The sequence below is a fragment of the Erwinia sp. OLFS4 genome (assembly GCF_002752165.1).
In the GTDB taxonomy this organism is placed as follows: Bacteria; Pseudomonadota; Gammaproteobacteria; order Enterobacterales; family Enterobacteriaceae; genus Izhakiella.
On the sequence record NZ_MOMB01000046.1, the window covers coordinates 85,937 to 112,573 of the forward strand.

Annotated in this window: 29 protein-coding genes, 2 tRNA genes and 1 other RNA gene; 11 read left to right on the plus strand and 21 right to left on the minus strand. The window is 53.3% G+C overall.

The genetic code is table 11. The annotated features are described in order from the left end of the window. Window positions 1-32 precede the first annotated feature (32 nt). On the plus strand, window positions 33-851 hold the full coding sequence (locus BL249_RS07990; RefSeq protein ID WP_099707125.1) for a pyridoxal phosphatase: 819 nt from the start codon (window positions 33-35) through the stop codon (window positions 849-851). 64 nt (window positions 852-915) lie between these two features. Here the strand turns inward: BL249_RS07990 and modC are convergent, their stop codons facing one another. The 4 genes from modC to BL249_RS08010 all read right to left on the minus strand — a co-directional run bounded on the left by modC (window position 916) and on the right by BL249_RS08010 (window position 3,747). Next, on the minus strand, window positions 916-1,974 hold the full coding sequence (gene modC, locus BL249_RS07995) for a molybdenum ABC transporter ATP-binding protein ModC (protein ID WP_099707011.1): 1,059 nt from the start codon (window positions 1,972-1,974) through the stop codon (window positions 916-918). Next, window positions 1,974-2,669 (minus strand): molybdate ABC transporter permease subunit, encoded by a 696-nt coding sequence (modB, locus tag BL249_RS08000; RefSeq protein ID WP_099707012.1) that lies wholly within the window; start codon window positions 2,667-2,669, stop codon window positions 1,974-1,976. Before modB ends, modC begins: the two co-directional genes overlap by 1 nt. Then, window positions 2,669-3,442 (minus strand): molybdate ABC transporter substrate-binding protein, encoded by a 774-nt coding sequence (gene modA, locus BL249_RS08005; protein WP_099707013.1) that lies wholly within the window; start codon window positions 3,440-3,442, stop codon window positions 2,669-2,671. Before modA ends, modB begins: the two co-directional genes overlap by 1 nt. A 149-nt stretch (window positions 3,443-3,591) precedes the next feature. Beyond that, the gene (locus BL249_RS08010) at window positions 3,592-3,747 is read right to left on the minus strand and encodes an AcrZ family multidrug efflux pump-associated protein (RefSeq protein WP_099707014.1); all 156 of its coding nucleotides are present in this window, start codon (window positions 3,745-3,747) and stop codon (window positions 3,592-3,594) included. Window positions 3,748-3,882: 135 nt separating this feature from the next. Here BL249_RS08010 and modE point away from each other — a divergent pair, with 135 nt between their 5' ends. The 7 genes from modE (at window position 3,883) to BL249_RS08045 (ending at window position 11,761) form a co-directional block, all read left to right on the plus strand. Further along, window positions 3,883-4,665: a molybdenum-dependent transcriptional regulator gene (gene modE, locus BL249_RS08015; protein ID WP_099707015.1), complete on the plus strand. Its 783-nt coding sequence runs from the start codon at window positions 3,883-3,885 to the stop codon at window positions 4,663-4,665. 76 nt (window positions 4,666-4,741) lie between these two features. Beyond that, a complete protein-coding gene (modF, locus tag BL249_RS08020; protein ID WP_099707016.1) occupies window positions 4,742-6,217 on the plus strand; it encodes a molybdate ABC transporter ATP-binding protein ModF in 1,476 nt (491 codons plus the stop codon). 228 nt (window positions 6,218-6,445) lie between these two features. Next, complete coding sequence (gene galT / locus BL249_RS08025; RefSeq protein WP_099707017.1) at window positions 6,446-7,495, plus strand: galactose-1-phosphate uridylyltransferase; 1,050 nt, start codon at window positions 6,446-6,448, stop codon at window positions 7,493-7,495. Next, window positions 7,492-8,643: a galactokinase gene (gene galK, locus BL249_RS08030; RefSeq protein WP_241898861.1), complete on the plus strand. Its 1,152-nt coding sequence runs from the start codon at window positions 7,492-7,494 to the stop codon at window positions 8,641-8,643. Before galT ends, galK begins: the two co-directional genes overlap by 4 nt. After that, a complete protein-coding gene (galM, locus tag BL249_RS08035; protein WP_099707019.1) occupies window positions 8,637-9,668 on the plus strand; it encodes a galactose-1-epimerase in 1,032 nt (343 codons plus the stop codon). Before galK ends, galM begins: the two co-directional genes overlap by 7 nt. Window positions 9,669-9,827: 159 nt before the next feature. Beyond that, window positions 9,828-10,580, plus strand: coding sequence for a 2,3-diphosphoglycerate-dependent phosphoglycerate mutase (gpmA, locus tag BL249_RS08040; protein ID WP_099707020.1), 753 nt, complete (start codon window positions 9,828-9,830; stop codon window positions 10,578-10,580). Between the two features lie 170 nt (window positions 10,581-10,750). Beyond that, the gene (locus BL249_RS08045) at window positions 10,751-11,761 is read left to right on the plus strand and encodes an alpha/beta fold hydrolase (protein ID WP_199073456.1); all 1,011 of its coding nucleotides are present in this window, start codon (window positions 10,751-10,753) and stop codon (window positions 11,759-11,761) included. Window positions 11,762-11,817: 56 nt separating this feature from the next. Here the strand turns inward: BL249_RS08045 and aroG are convergent, their stop codons facing one another. Then, window positions 11,818-12,870, minus strand: coding sequence for a 3-deoxy-7-phosphoheptulonate synthase AroG (gene aroG / locus BL249_RS08050; RefSeq protein ID WP_099707022.1), 1,053 nt, complete (start codon window positions 12,868-12,870; stop codon window positions 11,818-11,820). A 300-nt stretch (window positions 12,871-13,170) separates the two neighbouring features. Here aroG and BL249_RS08055 point away from each other — a divergent pair, with 300 nt between their 5' ends. Together BL249_RS08055 and zitB are read left to right on the plus strand one after the other, a co-directional pair. Then, window positions 13,171-13,509, plus strand: coding sequence for a protein YbgS (locus tag BL249_RS08055; protein ID WP_099707023.1), 339 nt, complete (start codon window positions 13,171-13,173; stop codon window positions 13,507-13,509). A gap of 240 nt (window positions 13,510-13,749) precedes the next feature. Beyond that, window positions 13,750-14,691 carry a CDF family zinc transporter ZitB gene (gene zitB / locus BL249_RS08060; RefSeq protein WP_099707024.1) on the plus strand — a complete coding sequence of 314 codons (942 nt, stop codon included), beginning with the start codon at window positions 13,750-13,752 and terminating at the stop codon, window positions 14,689-14,691. On the opposite strand, the gene pnuC is transcribed toward zitB, so the two are convergent. The 3 genes from pnuC to BL249_RS08075 all read right to left on the minus strand — a co-directional run bounded on the left by pnuC (window position 14,688) and on the right by BL249_RS08075 (window position 17,200). Beyond that, complete coding sequence (pnuC, locus tag BL249_RS08065) at window positions 14,688-15,404, minus strand: nicotinamide riboside transporter PnuC (RefSeq protein ID WP_099707025.1); 717 nt, start codon at window positions 15,402-15,404, stop codon at window positions 14,688-14,690. The two genes, zitB and pnuC, sit on opposite strands and share 4 nt — an antisense overlap. A gap of 29 nt (window positions 15,405-15,433) precedes the next feature. Then, window positions 15,434-16,477, minus strand: a complete 1,044-nt coding sequence (gene nadA, locus BL249_RS08070) for a quinolinate synthase NadA (protein WP_099707126.1) — start codon at window positions 16,475-16,477, stop codon at window positions 15,434-15,436. A gap of 234 nt (window positions 16,478-16,711) precedes the next feature. After that, window positions 16,712-17,200 (minus strand): methylated-DNA--[protein]-cysteine S-methyltransferase, encoded by a 489-nt coding sequence (locus tag BL249_RS08075; protein ID WP_099707127.1) that lies wholly within the window; start codon window positions 17,198-17,200, stop codon window positions 16,712-16,714. 167 nt (window positions 17,201-17,367) lie between these two features. Between BL249_RS08075 and BL249_RS08080 the strand changes: the two genes are divergently transcribed. Next, entirely contained in the window at window positions 17,368-18,843 is a 1,476-nt protein-coding gene (locus BL249_RS08080; protein WP_099707026.1) for a DNA-3-methyladenine glycosylase 2 family protein, read from the plus strand. A gap of 3 nt (window positions 18,844-18,846) precedes the next feature. Here BL249_RS08080 and BL249_RS08085 read toward each other — a convergent pair. From BL249_RS08085 to cydB, 13 genes are all read right to left on the minus strand, one after another. Continuing rightward, a non-coding RNA gene (locus BL249_RS08085) (RtT sRNA) lies at window positions 18,847-18,921 on the minus strand. A gap of 42 nt (window positions 18,922-18,963) precedes the next feature. Then, window positions 18,964-19,039: transfer RNA gene (locus BL249_RS08090), tRNA-Lys, on the minus strand. Between the two features lie 47 nt (window positions 19,040-19,086). Further along, window positions 19,087-19,162: transfer RNA gene (locus tag BL249_RS08095), tRNA-Lys, on the minus strand. Between the two features lie 166 nt (window positions 19,163-19,328). Further along, window positions 19,329-20,138: a cell division protein CpoB gene (cpoB, locus tag BL249_RS08100; protein WP_099707027.1), complete on the minus strand. Its 810-nt coding sequence runs from the start codon at window positions 20,136-20,138 to the stop codon at window positions 19,329-19,331. 9 nt (window positions 20,139-20,147) lie between these two features. Continuing rightward, window positions 20,148-20,663, minus strand: coding sequence for a peptidoglycan-associated lipoprotein Pal (pal, locus tag BL249_RS08105; protein WP_099707028.1), 516 nt, complete (start codon window positions 20,661-20,663; stop codon window positions 20,148-20,150). A 48-nt stretch (window positions 20,664-20,711) separates the two neighbouring features. Then, the gene (tolB, locus tag BL249_RS08110; protein ID WP_099707029.1) at window positions 20,712-22,004 is read right to left on the minus strand and encodes a Tol-Pal system beta propeller repeat protein TolB; all 1,293 of its coding nucleotides are present in this window, start codon (window positions 22,002-22,004) and stop codon (window positions 20,712-20,714) included. Window positions 22,005-22,128: 124 nt separating this feature from the next. Beyond that, window positions 22,129-23,292 (minus strand): cell envelope integrity protein TolA, encoded by a 1,164-nt coding sequence (gene tolA, locus BL249_RS08115; RefSeq protein WP_099707030.1) that lies wholly within the window; start codon window positions 23,290-23,292, stop codon window positions 22,129-22,131. A 29-nt stretch (window positions 23,293-23,321) separates the two neighbouring features. After that, entirely contained in the window at window positions 23,322-23,750 is a 429-nt protein-coding gene (gene tolR, locus BL249_RS08120) for a colicin uptake protein TolR (RefSeq protein ID WP_099707031.1), read from the minus strand. Window positions 23,751-23,764: 14 nt separating this feature from the next. Further along, complete coding sequence (gene tolQ, locus BL249_RS08125) at window positions 23,765-24,451, minus strand: Tol-Pal system protein TolQ (protein WP_099707032.1); 687 nt, start codon at window positions 24,449-24,451, stop codon at window positions 23,765-23,767. Next, window positions 24,448-24,852 carry a tol-pal system-associated acyl-CoA thioesterase gene (gene ybgC / locus BL249_RS08130; RefSeq protein WP_099707033.1) on the minus strand — a complete coding sequence of 135 codons (405 nt, stop codon included), beginning with the start codon at window positions 24,850-24,852 and terminating at the stop codon, window positions 24,448-24,450. Before ybgC ends, tolQ begins: the two co-directional genes overlap by 4 nt. Before the next feature lie 218 nt (window positions 24,853-25,070). Continuing rightward, a complete protein-coding gene (gene ybgE, locus BL249_RS08135; RefSeq protein ID WP_099707034.1) occupies window positions 25,071-25,364 on the minus strand; it encodes a cyd operon protein YbgE in 294 nt (97 codons plus the stop codon). After that, window positions 25,361-25,465 carry a cytochrome bd-I oxidase subunit CydX gene (cydX, locus tag BL249_RS08140; RefSeq protein WP_099707035.1) on the minus strand — a complete coding sequence of 35 codons (105 nt, stop codon included), beginning with the start codon at window positions 25,463-25,465 and terminating at the stop codon, window positions 25,361-25,363. The genes ybgE and cydX overlap by 4 nt, the downstream gene beginning before the upstream one ends. Window positions 25,466-25,481: 16 nt before the next feature. Then, a complete protein-coding gene (gene cydB, locus BL249_RS08145) occupies window positions 25,482-26,621 on the minus strand; it encodes a cytochrome d ubiquinol oxidase subunit II (protein ID WP_099707036.1) in 1,140 nt (379 codons plus the stop codon). Between the last annotated feature and the right edge of the window lie 16 nt (window positions 26,622-26,637).

The following is a 26,637-nucleotide window of genomic DNA, read 5'->3' on the forward strand; positions in this document are numbered from 1 at the left end:
CTCGGCTTTTCAACGCCTTTGGGAAATTTTTTATGCGCTATCGCGTTATTGCACTTGACCTTGACGGCACCTTGCTGACGCCGGAAAAAACCATTTTGCCAGAATCAATTGAGGCACTGGCAAAGGCCCAGGCCGCCGGGGCAAAGGTAGTGATTGTCACCGGACGCCATCACTGCGCTATCCATCCTTTTTACCAGGCTTTAGCGCTGGATACACCCGCTATTTGCTGTAACGGTGCCTATTTGTATGATTATCATGCAAAAAAGGTGCTGACCGCCGATCCGCTGCCTGTTGAACAAGCCAGACAAGTGATTGGTTTACTCGACGAACACCGGATTCACGGGCTGCTGTACGCTGATGACGCCATGATCTATCAGGAACCAACCGGTCACGTGATCCGCACGCAAAACTGGGCGCAGTCGCTGCCGGCACATCAGCGTCCACTGTTTATCCGGGTGCCTTCACTGCTTGAGGCGGCGGAAAAAGCGCAATCTATCTGGAAATTTGCCCTGTCACATCCGGATACCCATGCACTGCAACGCTTTGCCGGAGTGGTCGAACACGAAATGGGGCTGGCCTGTGAATGGTCCTGGCATGATCAGGTGGATATTGCCGGTGCCGGAAACAGCAAAGGCAAACGACTGGCGCAATGGGTCACCTCACTGGGTCTGACAATGGCCGATGTTATTGCCTTTGGCGATAACTACAACGACCTCAGTATGCTGGAATCCGCCGGGCTGGGTATTGCCATGGGCAATGCCGACGAGGCCATCCGTCAGCGGGTAGCGCGCTCAATTGGCAGCAACCAGCAACCGGGCATTGCCGAAACGCTGTATCAGGAGGTTTTGTAACGTGCTGCCCTGCGACAGGATTGCCCCACCGGGCGCCTGAGACGTCAGCCGACGTGCAACAGCGTTAGTGGCTAATCGACACCCCTTTAACCTGGGCAAAAAGCCACATTTGTGGCTTGATCCTTAATTCGTCCCTGGCCCAGGGCGTGATACGCGCCCAGAGGACGCTTTGCCCGATACGCAATTTCACTTCCACCTGATGGTCAACATCCAGCAGCGCCTCTACCTGGGCAGGAATCACGTTACGCACCGAGCTGTTTTGCGGCGGCTGCAGGCTGAGAGAAACATCAGTCGACTGAATACGGATACGCAACGGCGTGCGCAATGGCAGATCGATCCGGCTTACCCAGATATGCTGATCGCCCAGTGACAATGCCGTCATCGCATAATGAGGATGCTGCTCCAGCACCTGAACACGCAGTATGCTACTCTGTTCCGCCCGCGGCAGCCAGGGGCGCATTGCGCTGCTCTGCCAGACGGTTTCCAGCGGGCCAAACGCTTTGACCTCACCGTTATCCAGCACCAGCACGTTATCTGCCAGCTGCAAAATCTCATCCAGACTGTGGCTGACGTATAGCAGTGGAATATCCACCTGACGTACCAGCCGCTGTAACCAGGGTAACAGTTCGCGTTTACGCGGCAAATCCAGTGACGCCAGCGGTTCATCCATCAGCAGTATTTCCGGGGCAGACAGCAGCGCACGGCCAATGGCAACCCGCTGCTTTTCGCCGCCGGATAAAGAATACGGAAAGCGATCCAGCAACGGGGCAATCCCCAGTAAGCTGACCAGGCTATCGAACTGGTCACGCTGACGCTTATCACAGCCATACAGCAAATTGCCGCGCACCCGATAATGAGGAAACAGACGCGCATCCTGAAACACATAGCCCACCCGGCGTTTTTCCGGCGGCAGATAAAGCTTCTGCGTGCTGTCGCTGAGGGTGCGGCCGTTAAGTACAATCCGGCCTTCCTGTGGCGCCGTCAGACCGGCAATGGCGTTAATCAGCGAGGTTTTTCCTGCGCCTGAGACGCCAAACACCGCGGTAATTCCCTGCGCCGGCAGACTGAGATCCAGCGCCAGCGTATGGGCCCCCAGCCGCTGGCGAAACGCTAGTTCCAGCATCAGGCCGTGCCCCCCAGACGTTTACGCCCCCAGCGACTGAGCCATTCAGAAATCAGCAATGCGCTAAGCGCCAGCACAATGGCGATAACGCATAAACGTGCGGCAGCCCCTTCCGCCCCGGGGGTTTCAATCAGGGTATACATTGCCGAGGGTAAAGTGCGCGTTTCACCTGGAATATTGGAAACAAAAGTAATGGTTGCACCAAACTCTCCCAGTGAACGGGCAAAAGCCAGCACGGTCCCGACAATCACGCCGGGCAGCGTCAGCGGCAGAGTGATAGTGAAAAAAACCCGCCAGCGCCCGGCCCCCAGCGTTCGGGCAGCCTGCTCCAGCCGGGTGTCCACGCTTTCCAGCGCCAGACGAATGGCCCGCACCATCAGCGGAAAAGCAATCATCGCCGATGCCAGCGCCGCGCCGCGCCAGCTGAACGCAAAGGTAAAACCAAACCAGTCGTAAAGATACTGCCCTATCAGGCCACGGCGCCCAAAGCCAAGCAGCAGCAGATAACCCACCACCACTGGCGGAAGCACTAACGGCAGATGAATGACGCTGTCGAGCAGGGATTTACCGGGAAAGCGGCAACGTACCAGAATCCACGCCATCAGGATACCGAACGGCAGACTGCAGCTGACCGCCATCATGGACACTTTGATACTCAGGGTCAGCGCCTGCCATTCGGCTTCACTTAATATCATTATCGGGGTGTAAATCCATATTTTTTGAAGATAGCCGCTGCCTGTGGTCCTTTCAGATAACGATAAAAGGCCTGCACGCTGGTGTTGTCATGGTCTTTGACAATCGCCATAGGATATTCAACCGGCTTATGGCTGGATTCAGGAAAGTGACCGACTACCGTCACTTTATCGCTGGCAACCGCATCGGAGCCATAAACAATGCCATAAGGCGCTTCATTGCGCTCCACCAGCGCCAGCGCCGCACGCACGCTATTTCCTGGCGCCAGCATCGGCGATACCGTATCCCAGGCGCCCAGATTTTGCAGCGCTTCTTTAGCATAAAGTCCGGCCGGAACGTGCTGCGGATCGCCGACGGCCAGCCGCTGTCCCTTTAACAGACTTTTCCAGTCGGTCTGTTTAGTGATGGTCACTGCCGGTTTTTTTTCCGCCTTTGCAGCCACCAGCACCAGGTCATTCCCCAGCAAAGTATAACGACTGTTATTTTCTATTGTATTTTTCTCTGCAGCATAATCCATCCACTGCTGATCGGCCGAAATAAACAGGTCGGCAGGCGCGCCCTGCTCAATCTGACGGGCCAGCGTGGAAGATGAAGCGAAAGAAGAGACAATACGCACCGGCTTGCCCTGCTGATACTGCCCGGCAATCTCCTGCAAGGCATTGGTTAAAGAAGCGGCAGCAAAAACGGTGATGTTGTCTGCCGCCGCCGCCTGTCCTGCCAGGGTGATACTTAACGCTGCCACGGCAGCAGCCCAGCGACCTGATGTGACTTTCATTTCATTCTCCTGTTTTTACGTTATGTAATGAATCATATAACGCAGCAACAAATCCTGTCATGACGTTTATCGGTCACAGAAGAAGAAAATTGAGGAAGGTGAGAATCTTAATAAACCTGAGCATACGTCAGGTTTATTGTCAGAGGAAATCAGTGGCGATCGCTGAGCGCACGGTCTTTTGACTGGCCAACTTTTGAAATGATATTAAAAAGTTCGCCGAGGCCATAAATCAGGCCGAGAATAACGGCCATGACCACCGGGACCATCAGAATGGCAACGAGCAGGCTTTTAATTAGTTCCAGCATTTAATCCCCACCGAATTGTATCGAAAGAAATATTGTATCCATTCAGTTAAAAAGTGCACGTGCGATTTGTGCGCTTTTCCCTTACTGACAAACGACACCTGTGCGGCATACACTAACTTTTTCTCCGGAGGCGACATGCAAAGCGAACTCTCCCTGATCATAAAAATGCAACAACGGCTGTTCGCCGATGCGCGACGCATTGAATTACTGCGCCAGATTAAAGCAACGGGTTCCATCAGTCAGGGCGCTAAGCTGGCGGCCATCAGTTATAAAAGTGCCTGGGATGCGGTTAATGAAATGAACCAGCTGGCTGACCAGCCATTAGTTGATCGGGCTACCGGCGGCAAAGGTGGCGGTGGCGCAGCACTGACCGCCTGGGGTGAACGCCTGATTGAGCTGTTTGACCTGCTGGAGCAAATTCAGCAAAAAGCGTTCGATGTGTTACAAGACGACCAGGTACCGCTGGATAGCCTGCTGGGCGCCATTGCCCGTTTTTCATTGCAAACCAGCGCGCGTAATCAGCTATCCGGCACGGTCATCGGACGCGATCAGCAGCATGTCCGCCAACATATTCAGGTATTACTGGCCGACGGAGTCACCCGGCTGACTATCGCCGTTACCGAAACCAGTGCCAGACGGCTACAGCTGGAAAACGGTAAGCAAGTCTTAGTACTGATTAAAGCCCCGTGGATCGCACTGGACGCTGAAACCATCCCGGCAGAAAACCGTCTGGAGGGGCGGATACACAGCATTGAGCACAGCCCGGAATACAGCGAGATCCTGATTGATTTACCAGACGGTCAGCAACTGTGTGCCAGCCTTAATCGTCAGACGCTGCGGCAAAAGAACCTGCAAACCGGTGATAGAGTCACGGCACATTTTAACGCTGACCAGGCGATTATTGCCACGCTGCTATGAAACGCTGACACAGTGTTGACTTTATCCGCTATCCGGCATAGTTATGGCAGTACGAATGCAAAAAATGGAATGAACTATGTCATCGTTGCAAATTTCGCAAGGCACATTTCGTCTTAGCGATACCCGCGTACTCACACTGGATCATCTGGATATCCACGCCGGCGACAGCTGGGCCTTCGTCGGTGCTAACGGCAGCGGAAAATCGTCTCTGGCAAGAGCGCTATCCGGTGAATTGCCGCCACTAACAGGAACAGTTATTAATCACTTTTGCCGGCCTGCCCGCCTCTCTTTTGAACAGTTACAGCAGCTGGTAAGTGAAGAATGGCAACGCAATAACACCGATCTGCTCAGTGCCGGCGAAGAGGATACCGGCCGTAGCGCTGGCGAAATTATTCAGGAAGATGTGCAGGATACGGAACGTTGCGCCCGGCTGGCAACAGAGTTTGGCATCAGCCATCTGCTGACGCGCCGGTTTAAATACCTTTCTACCGGGGAAACGCGTAAGACACTCTTGTGCCGGGCGCTGATGTCACAGCCTGATTTGCTGATCCTTGATGAACCTTTTGACGGGCTGGACACCGCTTCCCGCGCCAGTCTGGCCACGCTGCTGGGAGCACTGAATCAGCAGGGCTATACGCTGGTGATGGTGGTTAACCGCTTTGATGACATTCCCGATTTCACCCGCAGCGTTGGCGTGCTGGCGGAATGCACCCTGACGCACACCGGTGAACGTCAGGCCATTATGTCACAAGCACTGGTGGCCCAGCTGGCACACAGCGAACGGCTGGCTGGCATGACGCTACCTGAAGCCGACCAGCCGGATGCAGTGCCACGGCTGGCCCCAGGAATGTCACCGGTTATTCTGAAACAGGGGGTGGTGTCATGGAACGATAAACCGGTTTTGCATAACATTGACTGGGAAGTTAAACCCGGCGAACACTGGCAAATTATCGGGCCTAATGGCGCCGGCAAATCAACCTTGCTGAGCCTGATAACCGGCGACCATCCTCAGGGATACAGCAATGACCTGACGCTGTTTGGCCGGCGACGTGGCAGTGGTGAAACCATCTGGGAAATTAAACAACATATTGGTTATGTCAGCAGCAGTTTACATCTCGATTATCGCGTCAGTACCAGCGTCCGCAACGTGATTATCTCTGGTTTTTTTGACTCAATTGGCATTTACCAGGCCGTTTCAGACCGGCAAAAAATGCTGGCACAACGCTGGCTGTCTTTACTGGGATTTGACGCCAGCAGTGCCGATGCGCCATTCCAGAACCTGTCCTGGGGCCAGCAACGACTGGTGTTGATTGCACGCGCGTTGGTTAAACATCCTACCCTGCTGATTCTTGACGAGCCGCTACAAGGTCTGGACCCGCTCAATCGCCAGCTGGTACGCCGTTTTGTTGACATTCTGATTGGTGAAGGAGGTACCCAGCTGTTATTTGTATCACATCATGCTGAAGACGCCCCGGACTGCATTACCCATCGCCTCAGCTTCGTACCTGACGGTGAAATTTATCGTTATGACCTTCAGACCCTCCGCCAGTGAATCCGGGCGATGCGATAACCTCGCGCCGCTCACAAATTATGTGTAACCGCTTACAGTTTTACTGCTAAATTATTTCTTGATAGTGATTAGTCTGCTATAGTCAGCCAATCGGTACAATTTACTCCCTTATTGTAACCGCTTTCACTATACGATCGTCGGTTCGCTGTTTCAGGGTCTGGCCGTGTTAACCGATTGAAAACCGCTGAACAGGTTATCAGGACTTAATTTATGCCAAACTTTAATCCGGTTGATCATCCGCATCGCCGTTATAACCCGCTGTCCGATCAGTGGGTACTGGTTTCACCCCATCGTGCTAAGCGCCCGTGGCAGGGTGCAGAGGAAACGCCCGCATCAGCCACTTTGCCACACCACGATGCCGATTGCTTTCTCTGCCCGGGAAATACCCGCGTCACCGGCGATAAAAATCCTGACTACGCCGGCACCTATGTTTTTACTAATGACTTTGCCGCACTGATGGCAGATACACCTGATGCTCCCGACAATGACGATATGCTGATGCGCTGTGAAAGCGCACGCGGCACCAGCCGGGTAATCTGTTTTTCTCCCGATCACAGTAAAACTCTGCCGGAGCTGAGTATTGACGCCCTGCGTCAGGTTATCCGCACCTGGCAGCAGCAGACTGCCGAACTGGGCCTGCACTATCCCTGGGTGCAGGTTTTTGAAAATAAAGGGGCAGCAATGGGTTGCTCTAACCCGCATCCCCACGGCCAGGTATGGGCCAACAGCTTTTTACCCAATGAAGCAAAGCGGGAAGACGATTTACAGCGGCGCTATTTTGCCCGGCAGCAGTCAGCGATGCTGGTGGATTACTGTCAGCGTGAACAGCAGGATGGGGCGCGCAGCGTGGTTGACACGCAACACTGGCTGGCAGTCGTACCCTGGTGGGCCGCCTGGCCCTTTGAAACGCTGCTGCTGCCAAAAGCACCGGTGAAACGCCTGGTCGACCTTAACGATGCTCAGCGGGATGATCTGGCGCTGGCGCTGAAAAAGCTAACCAGCCGCTATGACAATCTTTTTCGATGCGCTTTTCCTTATTCAATGGGCTGGCACGGCGCCCCTTTTAATGGTGAAGAAAACGCCCACTGGCAGCTGCATGCCCACTTTTACCCTCCACTATTACGCTCAGCCAGCGTGCGTAAATTCATGGTGGGTTACGAAATGCTGGCAGAAACGCAGCGTGACCTCACTGCTGAACAGGCGGCGGCACGGCTACGTGCTGTCAGCGATGTGCATTTCCGCGAATCCGGAGCAAAATGATGAGCTTAAAACACACCACAACCACGCTTTTCACCGACCTCTTCGGCTATGCACCGACCCACAGTATTCAGGCTCCGGGCCGGGTTAATCTGATTGGTGAACATACTGACTATAACGACGGCTTTGTTCTGCCCTGTGCCATTGACTACAAAACGGTAATTAGCTGTGCCAGACGTGACGACCGCATCGTACGCGTCGTGGCGGCTGATTATGACAATCAGCAGGACAGTTTTTCCCTTGATCAACCGATTCTCAACCATCCGGATCAGATGTGGTCTAACTATGTGCGCGGCGTGGTCAAACATCTGCAAAAACGACAGCCAGCGTTTAATGGTGTCGATATGGTCATCAGCGGCGATGTACCACAGGGGGCCGGGCTCAGCTCTTCTGCGTCACTGGAAGTGGCAGTCGGTAGCGTGTTTCAGCAACTTTACCATCTGCCGCTGGACGGCGCGGAAATCGCCCGAAACGGTCAGGAAGCTGAAAATCAGTTTGTCGGCTGTAACTGCGGCATCATGGATCAGCTGATTTCAGCACTGGGTAAAAAAGATCATGCGATGTTGCTTGACTGCCGCACCCTCAGTACCCGCGCAGTGCCTATGCCGGAAAACATTGCGGTGGTGATTATCAACTCCAATTTCCGCCGCAATCTGGTTGGCAGTGAGTACAACACCCGCCGTCAGCAGTGTGAAACCGGCGCCCGCTTTTTTACTCAGCACTCATTGCGTGATGTCGATATTGATCAATTTCGTGCGGTGGAAAACCAAATGGATCCCCTGGTAGCCAGACGGGTGCGCCATGTCCTGACGGAAAATATTCGCACGCTGGAAGCCGCTGACGCTCTCGCCAGCGGCAATCTGGCTCGCATGGGGGTATTAATGGCGGCGTCTCATGCTTCCATGCGCGACGATTTTGAAATCACCGTGCCCGCCATTGATACGCTGGTGGACATTGTCAAACAGGCGATCGGCGAAAAAGGGGGAGTACGCATGACCGGCGGCGGCTTCGGCGGCTGTATTGTCGCCCTGATGCCGCTGGAACTGGTCGACACGGTCAAAGAAGCCGTTGCCAGCCAGTATCAGGCACAAACCGGCCTTAAAGAGACGTTTTATGTCTGCAAGGCGTCACCGGGAGCCGGACAATGTTAACGACTACCGACGCACTGGCCCCGGATGGACAGCCGTGGAACCTGGTGCGGCTACATAATGCTCGCGGCATGACGGTGACGCTGATGGACTGGGGGGCAAGCTGGCTCTCCGCCCGAATCCCCATGACAGAAGGTAGCGTACGTGAAGCCCTGCTCGGCTGCGCAAAGCCCGCCGACTATTTACGCCAGGATGCCTACCTGGGTGCAACGGTGGGCCGTTATGCCAATCGTATTGCCGGCGCCATGCTAACAGCCACCGGCAGCCAGCTGGCGGCTAATCAACCGCCGCATCAGCTCCACGGCGGACCTGAAGGCTTCAGCCATCGTCGCTGGCAGACGGTGGCCAGGACAGGGCAGACAGTCACCTACCAGCTTCACTCCGCCGATGGCGATCAGGGCTTTCCCGGTAATCTGCTGGCAACAGTAGAATACCGGCTGGAAGAGGATAATACGCTGGCCATTTGCTGGCAGGCGACGGTTGATAAACCCTGTCCGGTGAACTTCACTAATCATGCCTATTTTAATCTCGATGCGGTGCACGGCGATGCGCGCCAGCATCGGCTACAACTTATGGCTCAGTGTTATTTGCCGGTTGACAGCAGCGGGATCCCACAGCGTGGTTTAACCCCGGTCGCCGGCAGCAGCTTCGATTTTCGCCAGCCCAAAACCCTGGCACAGGATTTCCTTGCCGATGCCGATCAGCAAGCGGTAAAAGGCTATGATCATGCCTTTCTACTGGATGCTGGCGGAGATGCTGACCAGACTGCCGCCTGGCTGACCTCCGCCGACGGAAAATTACAGCTCAGAGTACAAACATCAGCCCCGGCACTTCAGCTTTACAGCGGTAATTATCTGGCAGGGATCCCGGCACGTGTGGGGGTTTATCAGGCATTCAGCGGCATCGCGCTGGAAAGTGGGTTCCTGCCTGATTCCCCTAATCACCCGGAATGGCCGCAACCTGACTGCTGGTTACAGCCCGGTGAACAGTACAAATGTGTCACCCGCTACCGCTTTACCCCGGCTTGACTGGGGTCATAAAAGCATTGAATTAAGCCAGCACGCCTTAAGCTGATGCTTACGCACCGGACCAAATTCCGCTAAGGTAATGCACTATCAAATTGCCCCTCGTCGGTAATATAATATTTATATCGTTACAGAAACCAAAAATCAGGAAGGAGTTAATCTATGGCTGTATCTAAGCTGGTTCTGGTGCGCCACGGCGAAAGTCAGTGGAACAACGAAAACCGCTTTACCGGATGGTATGATGTTGACCTGTCCGATAAAGGCCGCACCGAAGCAAAAGCAGCAGGACAGCTGCTGAAAAAAGAGGGTTATTCCTTCGATTTTGCTTACACATCGGTGCTGAAACGCGCTATCCATACCCTGTGGAGTATTCTCGACGAACTGGATCAGGTCTGGCTGCCGGTTGAAAAAAGCTGGCGTCTTAATGAACGTCACTACGGCGCCTTACAGGGACTGAACAAAGCGGAAACGGCTGAAAAATACGGTGACGAGCAGGTCAAACAATGGCGTCGCGGTTTTGCCGTCACGCCGCCGGAACTGGATCGTGCTGATGAGCGCTTCCCTGGCCATGACCCACGTTACGCCAGCCTGACAGCCGCCCAGCTGCCTACCACCGAAAGCCTTAAGCTGACCATCGACCGCGTGCTGCCTTTCTGGAATGAAAATATTCTGCCGCGAATGAAGAAAGGTGAAAAAGTCATTATTGCCGCGCACGGCAACTCTCTGCGCGCGCTGGTGAAATATCTTGATAACATGAGCGAAGAAGAAATCCTCGAATTCAATATTCCTACCGGTGTACCGCTGGTGTACGAATTTGATGAAAACTTTAAGCCAGTGAAGCGCTATTACCTCGGTGACGCGGCCGAAATTGCTGCCAAAGCGGCAGCAGTCGCCAATCAGGGCAAAGCAAAATAAGTCATGCTGTGATGTCAACGGCCCAGTCTACGGGCCGTTATTTCCCCGCTTCATCCTGTAGGTTAATTTCTCTCTGAGGGTTTTCTCACCCCCGGTCATCCGCTAAGGTTAAGCCTTAACGGGCAGTTTCACTGCCGGCAGTCACAGCCTCATGACATAAGGAATCCCACGTGTCTTCACCTCTCCGCGCTTTACTGATCGCGTTGTTACTTGCACCACTGACAGCCAGTACGGCGTCACAATATGGCGCACACTTACAAGGATTCCACTTTCCCTGGCCTGTGCAACATTACCGGTTGCATTCACAAGGACAGTCGCTGAGCATGGGATATCTGGATGTAGGTCCGAAGGGCAAAGCCAATGGCCATACCGCCGTATTGCTGCATGGGAAGAATTTCTGTGGCGCTACCTGGCAAAGCACCATTAACGCCCTGAGCGCTGCCGGTTACCGGGTGATTGCGCCCGATCAGCTGGGGTTCTGTACTGCCAGTAAACCGGCGTCTTATCAGTACAGCTTTCAGCAACTGGCACTGAATACCCACCTTCTGTTACAAAGCCTGCACCTGGATAAAATTGCCCTGGTGGGCCATTCCACCGGCGGGATGCTGGCTACCCGCTATGCGCTAATGTACCCGCAGCAGGTAGAAAAGCTGGTGCTGGTTAACCCCATTGGTCTTGAGGACTGGAAAGCTAAAGGGGTGCCCTGGCGCAGCGTTGACGACTGGTATCAGCGGGAGCTGAAAACCAACGCGGCCAGTATCAAAAAATATGAGCTGACCACCTATTATGTCGGGAAATGGAAACCGGAATACGACCGCTGGGTGGATATGCTGGCCGGGCTGAATAACGGACCGGGAAAACAGGCCGTTGCCTGGAATTCTGCCCTGTTGTACGACATGATCTTCACCCAGCCGGTGTATTACGAATTTAAAAATCTGCGCGTGGCCACCACGCTGATCATTGGAACAGCCGACACCACGGCAATTGGTAGCGATATCGCCCCGCCGGCGGTAAAAGCGACAATCGGTCACTATGACCGACTGGGCAAAGAGGCCGCCCGGCTGATACCCGGTGCGACGCTGATTGAGTTTGCCGGTATGGGCCATGCCCCGCAAATGGAAGATCCTGCCCGCTTTAACCAGACACTGCTCGATACCCTGAACGCAACAATCAGACGGTAAACAAAGCACCCGCACGCGGGTGCACTGTGCGCGGGCGAACCAGGCGATGCCTGCCGTTAACCACGGCGGGCTTTTACCGCAGCGGCCAGCTGGCGCAGCACTTTTTCAGTATCCTGCCAGCCGATGCAGGCGTCAGTAACACTTTTGCCATAAACCAGCGGTTCGCCGCTTTCCAGGCTTTGATTGCCCTCAACCAGATGGCTTTCAATCATCACCCCGATAATGGCTTTTTCACCGGCAGCAATCTGTGCGGCAACATCGTCAGCCACCGTCAGCTGTCGTTGATATTGTTTACTGCTGTTGGCATGGCTGAAGTCGATCATTACCTGTGCCGGCAAGCCCACTTTTTCCAGACCGGCTTTCACCGCGCTAACATGATGCGCACTGTAGTTAGGCTCTTTGCCGCCGCGTAAAATAATATGGCAATCGGCATTGCCACTGGTTTCAACGATTGCAGAATGGCCATACTTGGTGACGGAAAGGAAACAGTGTGGAGCACTGGCGGCATTAATGGCATCAATGGCAACTTTAATGGTGCCATCAGTGCCGTTTTTAAAGCCTACCGGGCAGGAGAGTCCGGAAGCCAGCTCGCGGTGAACCTGAGATTCAGTGGTACGCGCGCCAATAGCCCCCCAGCTCATTAAATCAGCCAGATATTGTGGGGTAATCATATCAAGGAACTCACCGGCGGCAGGCAGGCCACTGTTGTTAATTTCCAACAGAAGCTTGCGCGCAAGCCGCAGACCGTCATTAATCCGGAAGCTGCCATCCATATTGGGATCGTTAATCAGCCCTTTCCAACCCACGGTAGTACGCGGTTTTTCAAAATAGACCCGCATCACTACTTCCAGTTCACCTTTCAGCGCTTCACGCAGGGCCAGCAGGCGTTCACCATATTCTTTTGCCGCCTGCGGGTCGTGGATGGAACAGGGTCCGATGACAACCAGCAAGCGGTCATCTTTATTTTTAAGAATATGATGAATTGCCTGGCGCGCGCGCGCGACCGTTTGCGCCGCCTTTTCGCTCGCCGGGTATTTTTCCAGCAACGCTACCGGTGGCAATAATTCTTTTATCTCTTTGATTCTTAGGTCGTCGTTCTGATAATTCATTTCTGTTCCAGCATGGTTGGCACCTGGCTGTACGCCCGGTATAGCCGCTTAAATTTAACCGTCCCTACCCGGCGTGTAAATCATTCAGCGTTTTTTTTACCTGAGTTAAATTTGATATTTCGCTGAGTCTGACTACACTTTTATTGGTAAATACTTAAAAAAAAGATTTTACCTAAATTAAATAGCACCATAATAAACATTTCCAGCATTTTATTTCGCAAAAATCGACTCAAATTCAGACAATAACCCGGCAAAGTGTATACCTGACACTAAACGACTTCATTAATTAACGGGAGCATAATGATGAATAAGTTTGCAATAGCAATTCTGACGGCAGCCATGACACTGACCAGCGGGGCAGTGCTGGCTGAAGACGGCGGCAACAACGGTACCGCTAACCAGGCCGCCGATGCCGGTGCCGCTTCCGGTGGTTCTGAACAAACCCTGGCACCAAAACATGTTGATAACAGTAAAATCAATCAGGGCAGTACTTCGCACAAATCGGTGAAACATCACAGTAAGAAAATGAGTGCCAGGCAGATTGATAAAAATTCGCAGTGTAAAGACGGAAAATGCCCGGACGTGAACAAAAAAGTGGGCCCCGGCGCTGACACTAAAACTGACGGCACCACGCAATAATCTGCCCTAAACAGATAATTGCCCATAAGGAGAGCTCCGGCTCTCCTTTTTGTTTTGTTTGCGCCGGCAAACCCAGCATGGGTTCTGCACTACCGCCACCTCATATGCTGGCAGAATATCCCGGCAGCCAGCCAGTGCTTTTTTGTCCGTCGGGTAAAAGCCGGCCAGCAACAACAGGGCAACCGTCTGGCTCAATTACTGTTATGATTAGCAGATAGCAGGTATCCTGACGGGCAAACAATGGCGCATAATCACTCTCATACACCGCACCAATCTCATGGCGCTAACCGCTCGCCGCTGCTGGCAGCCTTTGCCATTACCGCCCTGTTTATGCTGGCCGAGATTATCGGTGGCGTGCTGTCAGGGTCGCTGGCCTTGCTGGCAGATGCCGGTCATATGCTCACCGATACCGCTGCGCTGCTGATGGCGTTACTGGCGCTACAGTTTGCCCGGCGTAAACCCAACAGTCGCCATACCTTTGGCCTGCTGCGCCTGACCACGCTGGCGGCGTTCACCAATGCCATCGCCCTGCTGGTGATTACCGTACTGATAGTCTGGCAGGCAATAGTGCGTTTTTATCATCCGGAACCCATCGCAGGCGGCTTAATGATGGCAATTGCCGTTGGCGGACTGCTGGCAAATTTACTGTCGTTCTGGCTACTGCATCGCGGTGAGGAAGAAAAAAATCTCAATGTTCGTGCCGCCATGCTGCATGTACTCGGTGATTTGCTCGGCTCCGTCGGGGCAATTATCGCTGCCCTTATCATCATTTTTACCGGCTGGACGCCAGCCGACCCAATCCTGTCTATTCTGGTGTCATTGCTGGTATTGCGCAGCGCCTGGAAGCTGCTGCGGGAAAGCCTGCATGAACTGCTTGAAGGCTCGCCGCAGACGCTGGATGCCGATAAGCTGGCCCGCACGCTGACCCGCTCCATTGCTGAAATCCGCAATGTTCACCACGTTCATTTATGGCAGGTTGGCGAAAAACCGGTTATTACACTGCATGTGCAGGTGATTCCCCCTCACGATCATGACGCCTTGTTACAACGCATTCATCTGTTTTTGCATCAGCATTATCAGATAGAACATGCAACGGTGCAGATGGAGTATCAGCGCTGTGACACGACGGATTGCCGGTTGCCACAGAGTGCCACTGAACAGACTCACGCGCATCCTCACTAAGAAAGCGCCTGAGATCCCTGCTGACGGGCGTTTTTCATCCACAACCAGCTGCCATTTAACGCAATCAGCGTGAGAAGAATATATTCCAGCGCCATGGCGTAAACGCCCTGACGGGTAAAAATCATCACGCTTATCACGTTGATAACTACCCACAGCAGCCAGTTTTCAACATATTTACGCGTCATCAAAATCATTGCCGCCACCGAAAGCACCATCATGCAGGCATCCCAGAATGGGGAAGCATCAGGTTGCAGCTGTGGCATGGCCACCGTTAAGCCCAGCGCATTCATTATCATCACCGCCACCCGGGTGAGAAACGCAAATACCGGATTAATAAATACTGTCATCAGCGTAATAGCAATGGCACAACCTGCCAGCCACATCACCGCTTTAGAGAATGGCAGCCAGCGTATTTTCAGCACGGCCTGACTGTCGCTGGTTTGCCGACTCCAGGCGTACCAGCCATAAATATTGGCGACAAAAAAGAACAGTTGCAGCAACAGGCTGGCATATAGCTGAATCTGAAAAAAAATAACGGCAAATAAGCTAACGTTTATCAGGCCAAACAAATAGTTGATAATTTTTTCCAGACTGGCCAGCCAGATACATAACAGTCCGGCCAGAGTACCTATTGCTTCGATCCAGGAGAGATTGTATCCCCCTGCCCCCAGCGGAATATGCACCAGAATATTTTGTGTGCTAAAAAAATCCATCGGTTATGATCCTTATTATGGCAAACGGGTTATCGTTTCAGGCTTGCAGCAAAGGTTAGCATACGCTCAAGCGGGCGCAGTGCAGCCAGCCTTAAGCCGGCTTCGACTTCAATTTCATGCGCTTTCCCCCCTTGCTCCAGCGCGCTGGCAAGGGCAGCCAGACCGTTCATTGCCATCCACGGACAGTGGGCACAACTGCGGCAGGTGGCGCCTTCACCTGCGGTGGGTGCCACCATTAAACTTTTTTCCGGTACCGCCTGCTGCATTTTATAAAAGATGCCGCGGTCGGTCGCTACGATCAGCTGACGATGCGGCAACCGTTTTGCCGCCGCAATAAGCTGGCTGGTCGATCCCACCGCATCGGCCAGTTCAATAATCGCCTGGGGTGACTCCGGATGGACCAGCACCGCCGCCTGCGGAAACAGCGCTTTCATCTTGTGCAGCCCCTGGATTTTAAACTCATCGTGGACAATGCATGCTCCCTGCCAGCAGAGGATATCAGCACCGGTCTGCTGCATCACGTAGCGACCAAGATGGCGATCGGGTGCCCAGATAATTTTTTCCCCGAGGCTATCGAGGTGTTCAATCAGCTCAACGGCAATACTGGAGGTCACGACCCAGTCGGCACGGGCTTTGACCGCCGCCGAGGTGTTTGCATAGACCACCACCGTTCGCTGCGGATGGCTATCGCAAAATTCACTGAAAGCCGCAGGCGGGCACCCCAAATCCAGTGAACACTCTGCCTGTAATGTCGGCATCAGAATCCGCTTTTGCGGACTGAGAATTTTGGCCGTTTCGCCCATAAAACGCACCCCGGCAACCAGCAGTGTGGAAGCCGGATGCTGGCTGCCAAAACGCGCCATCTCCAGCGAATCCGCCACGCAACCGCCGCTCTCTTCTGCCAGTGACTGAATGTCGGGATCGGTGTAATAATGCGCAACCAGCACGGCATCCTGCGCCCGTAACAAACGCTTTATTCTGGCACGCAAATCACTTTTTTCAGCATCACTCAGCTGAGCCGGCTTAACCGGGAAAGGATATACCGTACTGGCAGGATCAAATAGCAGACTCATAGGGCCATCTCGTTTTATGTTTTGAACACATTCGCGCTGCATTGCGCCGCTGACGGCGATAAACCGACAACATTGTTTTACATACTAAACAAGATAACCACATCTGACCAGCAAACTTATGCCTGATAGCGCTATTGGACGTAAAAAGTACAGCACCAACAATTGGCATGGCTAAGCGCTCTTCCATGCTCTGCGGCCACTTTGCGCCGGCAAACTATGCGCTTAACCATCGGCTTAACCTAAAACGGGCGTTTCCAGATTGAGTAAATAAGCTTTGGTTGTCAGACCACCGGCAAAACCGGTCAGCCGACCATTACTGCCAATGACCCGATGACAGGGCACCACAATACTGAGAGGATTTTTACCGTTGGCCGCCCCAACGGCCCTTACCGCTGCGGGACGACCAACCTGGCCTGCAATCTCGGCATAACTCCGTGTTTCACCATAGGGAATGGTCAGCAGAGCCGCCCACACCTTTTTCTGGAAATCAGTGCCGCTAACATCCAGCGGTAATTCGAAAAGCTGACGTTCACCAGCAAAGTATTCATTGAGCTGGCGGGCTGTCTGCAGCAAAAGCGGATGTTCTGGCCTGTCCACCACCGGCTGACGCTGGATACGTAATCGGTCTTCGTTTTCCCATAAAATCGCGGAAAGACCGTTATCACTGGCAAGCAGTTCCAGCTGGCCAACCGGGCTGGCGACAGTTTTACGATAGTAACCCATGTTCACGTCTCCTGAAGTTGCTGAGTCCATTTTATTATTACCCGCCGGCAGCAGAATACTGGCCGTTTTCGGACACCAGTATAAAATGGCCTGTGATGTCCTGAAATAGCCAGTCATGACACTTTTGCTCCTCTACACTGTTATTTTACCGCCGCTCCGGAGCCACCATGATTGAACGTCATATTGCCTATCAGGCGCTGACATCACGTGATACGCGTTTTGATGGCGTGTTCTTTGTTGGCGTCACTTCTACCGGCATTTACTGCCGGCCGGTTTGCCCGGTCAAACCACCACGGGAAGAAAATTGCCTGTTTTTTGCCAGCGCCAGCGCAGCAGAAAAAGCGTCATTTCGTCCCTGTTTGCGCTGCCGGCCAGAACTGGCACCTGGCAATGCGCCGCTGGATCATGCACACCGGGTTGCCGGTCGGGTCATTCAGTGTATTGATGAAAGCCTGAGCAACGGCCATACCAGCCTGGAAAGCGTCGCCCGTCATTTTGCTATCAGCCTGCGCCAGCTGCGTCGTATCGTGCAGTCTGAACTGGGCGTTTCGCCGCTGGAATTAAAACAGACCCGGCGCCTGCTGCTGGCCAAACAACTGCTGACAGAAACTCGTCTTCCGGTCACAGAAATCGCCTTTGCCAGTGGCTTCGCCAGCCTGCGACTCTTTAATGATGTTTTCCGTACGCGTTATCGCATGCCGCCCAGCCATTTACGCCGCCTCGCCGCACAGGACAAGACAAGCCCGCTCAACAACGAAACCTCCACCCTGCTGCTAAGCTATCGCCCGCCTTATGACTGGCAGGCGATGCTGGAATTTCTTCGGGCGCGTATGATTCAGGGGGTGGAATATGTCGACAGCGACAGCTATGCCCGAACGGTACAAATCGGCAGCCATCACGGCTGGCTGCACGTCAGTCACAATCAGGCTAAAAATGCCCTAAATGTCCGGTTTTCGCACAGTCTCAGCCCGGTCCTGCCGGCAATGTTGCAGCGCCTGCGTAATCTGTTTGATCTCAGTGCCCAGCCACAGGCAATCTATGCGCACCTGGTTCAGGATCCTTTGCTGCAGGCCAGTCTGGAAAAAAATCCCGGTTTACGTGTTCCCGGTGCATTTGATGGTTTTGAAATGGTGGTTCGCGCTATTCTTGGCCAGCAGGTCACGGTGAAAGCTGCAACCACGCTGGGATGTCGCTTTGCTGACGCCTTTGGCAATCCCTGCCAGACTCCGCTGCCGCAGCTGAATCGCTTGTCACCTCAGGCAGAAAGGCTCTGTACAGCAAGCGTCGACGATATTGCCCGGCTGGGAATTGTCAGCGCGCGGACAAAATCTATTCTGGCACTGGCTGCGGCCTGTCAACACGGCGGACTGCGTCTGGAAGCCGGTGCACCACCCGACCAGCTGATGGCACAGCTGCGTGCCTTGCCGGGTATTGGCCCGTGGACTGCCAGTTATATCGCGATGCGTGCCCTGCGCTGGCCAGATGCCTTTCCCGCCGAAGATATTGCCATCAGAAATAATCTTGGCAATGTCAGCAGTAAACAGGCCGGAGAGTTATCCCAGCGCTGGCGTCCCTGGCGAAGCTATGCGGTGCTGCATATCTGGAAAAACCTGTCTCAGGTGCCAAAGAAGCGCACAAAATAGCCCGATTCGGCTGCGCCTCACCCTGCGGGCCGTTGCTGTCGCAACGTTGTCTCACTGCGTTCGGCCCGAACCTGCCCGTTCTGTCACGCAAAAAGGCGCCTTTAGGGCGCCTTAATACACTGGTGGGTCGTGCAGGATTCGAACCTGCGACCAATTGATTAAAAGTCAACTGCTCTACCGACTGAGCTAACGACCCGCGTTTTTGGTCATAACATGACGCGGATAACCAGGCGTTTAATAAAATGGTGGGTCGTGCAGGATTCGAACCTGCGACCAATTGATTAAAAGTCAACTGCTCTACCGACTGAGCTAACGACCCACTCTAACGCCCTGCCGGAACGACTGGCTAAATGTCCCGGCAACGGCGGCATATATTACTGATTTGAGGTTTGAGCGCAACCCTTATTTTTCAATAAGTCTGTCAACTGCTTAGCTTTCATGCGGCAAGACCAGAAATGCAACAAAATCTGGTCAAAGCCTGGCAGTTATAATGAAGAAAGGCGCTTTTGTGACTGTCTGGCAGCCTCGGTATTCGGATACTGCTTAACCACCTGCTGGTAAACGGCTTTCGCTTTTGCACTGTCACCTTTTTCCTGCATAATCACCCCAACCTTGTATAGCGCATCGGCACTTTTGGGTGACTTTGGATAATTTTTCACCACAGTGGCGAAATAGTAAGCCGCATCATCCTTTTTGCCTTTGTTGTAACTGAGCTGTCCCAGCCAGTAATTCGCATTCGGAATATAGGTTGAATCAGGGTATTTCTTAACAAAAGCCTGAAAAGCTCTGATGGCTTTATCGTACTGCTTTTGTTCCAGCACCAAGGCCACCGCGGCATTATAATCGGTATTGGCATCACCACTTTGCACCGGTGCCGCACCATCGCTGTGGCTGCTGGCATCGGGCACGTTGCTGGCTGCGCCGTTCACCGCCCCTGCCGTACTCGCGCTATCAGCGCCGGTTGGTTGTGCCGTGCCACCACCTGTACTGTTTAGTTTATCCAGCTGCTGATAAAGATCTTTCTGGCGTTCAGCCAACTGACTGAGCTGATACTGACTCTCCTGAAGCTGGCCCCGCAGCGCATCGATATCGCTTTGCGTTGAGGAAAGCCTTTGCTGCTGCTGTTGCAGGAGCTGAGCCTGAGCATTAGTAATACGCTCAAGGGTTGTGACGCGGTCTTCCACCGAGCCTGAGCCAACGCTACTGATTGACGCGTGGGCATTAGCGGCCGTGATGGCCGCTACGCCAATCAGTAACGACAGACTCAACAGATGAGGTCTGAAGTTACTAATCATGTTGCTCTCTTAATAAACCAGTACGGCACGACGGTTTTTAGCATAGGCAGCTTCGTCGTGGCCCAGTACGGCTGGTTTTTCTTTTCCGTAAGAAACGATAGACATCTGATCGGCAGAAACGCCTTTGCCCTGCAGATACATTTTAACTGCATTCGCACGACGCTCACCCAATGCGATGTTGTATTCCGGCGTACCGCGTTCATCCGCGTGGCCTTCAATGGTCACTTTGTAAGACGGGTTGCTGCGCAGGAATGCCGCATGCTGATCCAGCATCTGCATGTAATCTGAGTTTACATCGTATTTATCCAGTCCGAAGTAAACGATGTTATTACGCTGCAGCTGCTGCATCTGCAGACGCGCCTGCTCAGATGATGACATGTCACCGTTAGTCATGCCCGAACCGTTGGCACCATCAGCACCCATACCGGATTGGTCATTATTGTTGTTTTTGTGTGAGCTACATGCAGCGACAGCGATAACTGGCAGTGCCAGCATAAAGCCTTTCAGCACTTTGTTCAGTTGCATTTGTTTCATTCCTATTATTGTTTGTTCGCTATTCATAATGAATAGCCATCACAGATACGGAGACCAGGCAGGCGATTTTACCTGACCATCAGTCGCCGGAAGACGCGCTTTAAAACGCCCATCGGTCGACACCAGATTCAGCACCGATCCCATACCCTGAGTAGAGCTGTAGATAACCATTGTGCTGTTAGGCGCCTGACTTGGCGTTTCATCCAGGAACGTGTCCGTTAATGTCTGAACGGCCCCCGTTTCCAGATCCTGTCTGGTGACGTGTTGTGCACCACTGACTGTGCTAATCATCACCATTGATTTACCGTCGGTACTTACATCCGCATCCTGATTCTGGGGACTGTTCCAGGTCAGACGCTGCGGCGCACCGCCGTTGATATTAATCTTATAAATCTGCGGCCGGCCGGCCTGATCGGAGGTATAGGCCAGATTCTGGTTATCCGGGAACCAGGAAGGCTCGGTGCTGTTATACGATGCATCGGTAAGCTGGCGTATTTGTCCTGAAGCCAAATCCATAACGTAGAGATTCAGGCTGCCGGTTTTAGACAAGGCGAAAGCTAGCTTACTGCCGTCTGGTGAGAATGCCGGCGCACCATTATGTCCTGGATAAGAAGCCACTTTCTGAATTGCGCCGGTCGCCAGAGTCTGAATCACCAGTGCCGAACGGCCGCTTTCGAAGGTGACGTAAGCCAGTTTTTTGCCATCAGGTGACCAGGCCGGTGACATCAGCGGCTGAGAGGCTTTATGCACCACAAACTGATTGTAACCGTCATAGTCAGAAACCCGCAGTTCGTAGGGATACTGGCCGCCGTTGGTCTGTACCACGTAAGCGATACGCGTTCTGAAAGCACCTTTAATACCCGTCAGTTTCTGAAAAATTTCATCGCTGCCGGTGTGTGCAGCATAACGTAACCACTGACTGGTCACCTTATACTGATTTTGTGCCAGGACGGTGCCCGGTGAACCGGAGGTATCAACCAGCTGGTAAGAGATCAGATAGCTGCCGTCTGCCCCCGGTTGAATTTGCCCCACCACCACCGCGTCGATTCCCAGTGCGGTCCAGGCAGCAGGCTGTACCTCAGCGGCGCTCGTTGGCTGCTGGGGTAAACGTGACTGATCGAGGGGATTAAATTTGCCGCTATTGCGTAGGTCCGCCGCAATGATGCCACTAATATCCTGCGGAGGTGCGCCGGTTCCCTGCCATTTAAACGGCACCACGCCGATGGGTCGGGCTGTATTGACCCCCTGGGTGATTTCGATCCGGACTTCTGCATGCAACGCCGCTGCAAACAGCAGCAAAAAACTTAACGCGATACGAAATACCTGCTTCATCTTTTCTCCCTTATCTGAACCTGACGTCCACGATAAATAGCAGTTTTTAGCAACGATGATGACAAACCCGCTTTAACAGTATGGCATGGACAAGGCGATTCCAACTGCCATCCGTAAGTAATTATTATGGCTTAAAGTAAACCGGTGCGTTCTTAAGCGCCTCATACACCGCCTGGCTGGGTGGTTTCGGAATAATCGCCTGACGCGCCGCCGACAATGCCGCCTGACACAACGCCGGATCGCCCCCCTCAGCCTGAACATCAATCAGCGAGCCACCGTTAGGTGCCAGACGGACCTTTAACGTGCACTCCCGTCCCTTAAAGGAGTCAGCATCATAAAACTTACTCTGAATGGCTGACTGAATCTGGCTGGCATAATTGCTGACATCTGCACCATTAGCACCGGCTTTACTCTGGTTTCCCTGACCTGCCGCCGCGCCACCCTTGCCTTGTTTAGGGGCATTTTTGCCTGAAGTCAGGCCGCCCAGCAGTTCGTCAACTTCACCGGATTCTTTTTTTGCATCCGCCGCGGCTTTCGCTTTGGCCGCTGCCTCTGCCTTCGCTTTGGCCGCTGCCTCTGCCTTCGCTTTGGCCGCCGCCGCTTTTTTCTCAGCGTCAGCTTTGGCTTTCGCGTCGGCTTTTTCTTTCGCTTCAGCAGCCGCTTTCGCTTCCTGAGCCGCTTTCTGTTTCGCCGCCTGTTCTGCCGCCTCTCTGGCCTTTTCATCCGCCTGCTTTTTCGCGGCCGCTGCGGCCTTTTTCGCTTCAGCATCTGCTTTAGCTTTCGCGGCGGCGGCGGCTTTCGCCTGTGCATCAGCCTGAGCTTTCGCCTCTGCTTTGGCTTGCGCCGCTGCCGCTTCAGCGGCTTGTTGCTGCGCTTCAGCCTGTTTGGCTGCCTGTTCAGCCTGCCGCTGCTGCTCGGCCTGTTTTTCCGCTTGCTCCCGGGCTTGTTCCTGCGCCTGCAAACGCTCTTTTTCCACCTGTTTCAGACGCTGCTGTTCTGCCGCCTGCTTTTGCTGTAATTCTTCTGCCTGCTGCTGCGCCTGCTTTTTTCGTTGTTGCTCTGCGCGCTGGCTATCTGCCTGCTGATCCTGCTGGCGATTGTACTGATCGACCACCGCCCCCGGATCCACCATCACCGCATCAATATCGCCACCACCGCCGCCGGCGCTGGCATCAATATTTTCATCAAACGAGCTCCAGATCAGCAGGGCAATCAGCAAAATATGCAGCACCAGCGAAATGATTATCGCCCGTTTTAACTTATCATTCTGTTCGGTTGCCTTCGACACTCTTGCTTTCCCAAAAACGGTTCGCTGAATTAAATCGGGCGCGTCATCAGGCCCACGGATTTGACACCCGCCTGATGCAATAGATTCAACGCCTTGATAATTTCATCGTAAGGCACGTCCTTTGCTCCCCCAATCAGAAAAACTGTTTTTGGATTCGCTTCCATACGATGCTGGGCTTCGGCAATCACTTGCTCAGGCGGTAGCTGTGTCATGCGGTCACGATCGACCACCAGGCTGTACTGTCCGACGCCAGAAACTTCAAGGATCACCGGTGGATTATCATCGCTGGCGACCGTTTTCGAATCCGTTGCATCCGGCAAATCTACTTCCACACTTTGGGTAATGATGGGCGCAGTTGCCATAAAAATAAGCAGCAATACCAGCAGCACATCAAGCAGCGGAACGATGTTGATTTCCGACTTAAGCGCGCGATTGTTACGACCCCGGGTTCTGGCCATAGCTTACCTCCTGCTTATTTATTGTTCTCGCTGGAGAATGCCTGGCGGTGCAGGATCGCGGTGAACTCTTCCATGAAATTGTCATAGCTTTGTTCCAGCTTATTTACCCGCTGGTTCAGCCGGTTGTAAGCCATTACCGCAGGAATAGCGGCAAACAGCCCGATTGCGGTAGCAATCAGTGCCTCAGCAATACCCGGAGCCACCATTTGTAACGTGGCCTGCTTGACAGCGCCAAGCGCAATAAAGGCATGCATGATCCCCCAGACGGTACCGAACAGGCCAATGTAGGGACTGATGGAACCGACGGTGCCAAGAAAAGGGATATGCGTTTCCAGGGCTTCCAGTTCACGGTTCATGGAAATACGCATCGCGCGTGATGCGCCCTCCACCACCGCTTCGGGTGCGTGGCTATTGGCCCGGTGCAATCGCGCAAACTCTTTGAAGCCGGCATAAAAAATCTGTTCAGAACCGGAAAGTTCATCACGACGTGCCTGGCTTTCCTGATACAAACGCGAGAGTTCAATTCCCGACCAGAACTTATCTTCAAACGCATCAGCTTCACGCCCTGCTGAATTGAGAATACGCGTTCTTTGAATGATGACCGCCCAGGAAGCAATTGAGAAGCCGATCAAAATCAACATGATGAGTTTCACCAGAAGGCTTGCCTTCAGGAACAAATCAATAATGTTCATGTCAGTCACTGCTTGAACTCCGCGACAATAGACTCAGGAAGCGCGATAGGCTTCATTCGATGTGGATTTATGCAGGCAATCAGTACCTCTGCTTCATTCAGCAGCCGGCCTTCTGCATTGATAATTCGTTGGGCAAACGTCATGGTAGCACGTGACATAGCAGTGACGTCACACTGCACTTCCAGCAGATCATCAAGCCGGGCAGCAGCATGATACTCCACGGTCATCCGACGCACCACAAACGCTATTTTTTGCGCGAGCAGTGCCTGCTGGTTAAAGTGATGCTGACGCAGCATTTCTGTTCTGGCCCGTTCATAGAAAGCAATGTAGCTGGCATGGTATACCACGCCACCGGCGTCAGTGTCTTCGTAATAAACCCTTACCGGCCATCGAAACAACGCTGTACTCACTTCAAATCCTGGTCATGCACATGACGTTAAAACCAAAACCGTTGCTACTATACGCAAGAGCTGACGCCTTTGGAATGGATTCACAGAAGGTAAATAAAATAAATATCGGTTGCTAACAATCAGAAAGGTTTTCGAGATAATTCTTAAACAAAAGCTGACAAAAACGGACAGAACTATTGCAGGCGAATAAGGCGCGCTGACCGCGCCTCAGAGGAGGCTCAGGAATAAAAGAAAACCAGTCCGCAGACGACTACCAGCAGCGCGGGTAACGGCAAAAAAAGCGCTCTCCAGCGCAGCTTTTGCGGCTGAAAACCAACGCCAAAGACCACGCTGGCACAGACTCCCCACATAATAATCCATCCCTGCCAGAGAGACAGCGAGCTGGTATGTGAGGCAAAACGGGCCGGTGCCCAGAACAGGCAGCCGGCCAGCCAGAGCGCCAGCAGCAGGGACAGAAGGCGTAACGACCGCCGGTCCATCCACTGCCAGATTTGCGCAATCAGTCTTTTCATTCTTTTGTTTTGAGCGTTTCAACGTGCTCCAGCGCCAGCGCCGTAATAATACCGAAGGCGCAGGCCAGCAAGGTGCCAAGAATCCAGGCGAAATACCACATTTTGCGTCTCCTTAACTCAGTAAAGCGAGTGCGTATTGCTTTCAATATGTTCTTTAGTAATGCGTCCGAACATTTTGTAATAGCACCAGCTGGTGTATGCCAGAATAATCGGTACGAAAATGATCGCCACATACAGCATGACCTGAAGCGTCAACTGGCTGGAAGTCGCGTCCCAAATCGTCAGGCTACTTGATAATGAGGTGCTTGACGGCATGATAAACGGAAACAGCGCAATGCCGACGGTCATGATGACGCAGGCAATCGTCAGAGACGAGAACAGGAAGGCCCAGGCACCCTTGCCGAGTCTGGAGCAGAGCACGGTCAGTAAAGGCAGCACCACACCCAGCAGTGGGAATAGCCACAGTACCGGTGCATGATGGAAATTCACCAGCCATGCGCCAGCCTGACGAGCCACTTCTTTGTTAAGTGGATTAGAAACGCCATCCGTGCCAATAGCCGAGGTAATCGCGTAGCCCTCGATACCATACACGATCCAGATACCCGCCAGAATAAAGCACACCATCATCACCAGGGCGCCAATCTGCCCATAGCTGCGGGCGCGCAGATTAAGCTCACCGGTGGTGCGCATCTGCAAATACGTTGCCCCTTGCACCAGAAACATCATCAGGCTGACGATACCGGTCAGCAAACCAAACGGATTCAGTAGCTGGAAGAAATTACCGGTATAAAAAAGGCGCAGTTCATTATCAAAATGGAAAGGGACACCTTCGAGCAGGTTACCAAAAGCGACACCAATCACCAGTGGCGGTACCAGACTGCCAATGAAAATGCCGATATCCCACATGCCACGCCAGCGCTTGTCTTCAATCTTTGAGCGGTAATCAAAACCCACCGGACGGAAAAACAGTGAAGCCAGCACCAGAATCATCGCCACATAAAAACCTGAAAAAGCAGCGGCGTATACCATCGGCCAGGCGGCAAACAGCGCGCCACCTGCGGTAATAAGCCAGACCTGGTTGCCGTCCCAGTGTGGTGCGACGCTGTTAATCATAATACGGCGTTCGGTATCAGTACGCCCCATCAGACGTGACAGCATACCAACACCCATATCAAACCCGTCGGTGACGGCGAAGCCAATAAATAGCACCCCGACCAGCAGCCACCAGATAAAACGCAATACTTGATAATCTAACATCTTGTGGACTCCTGTC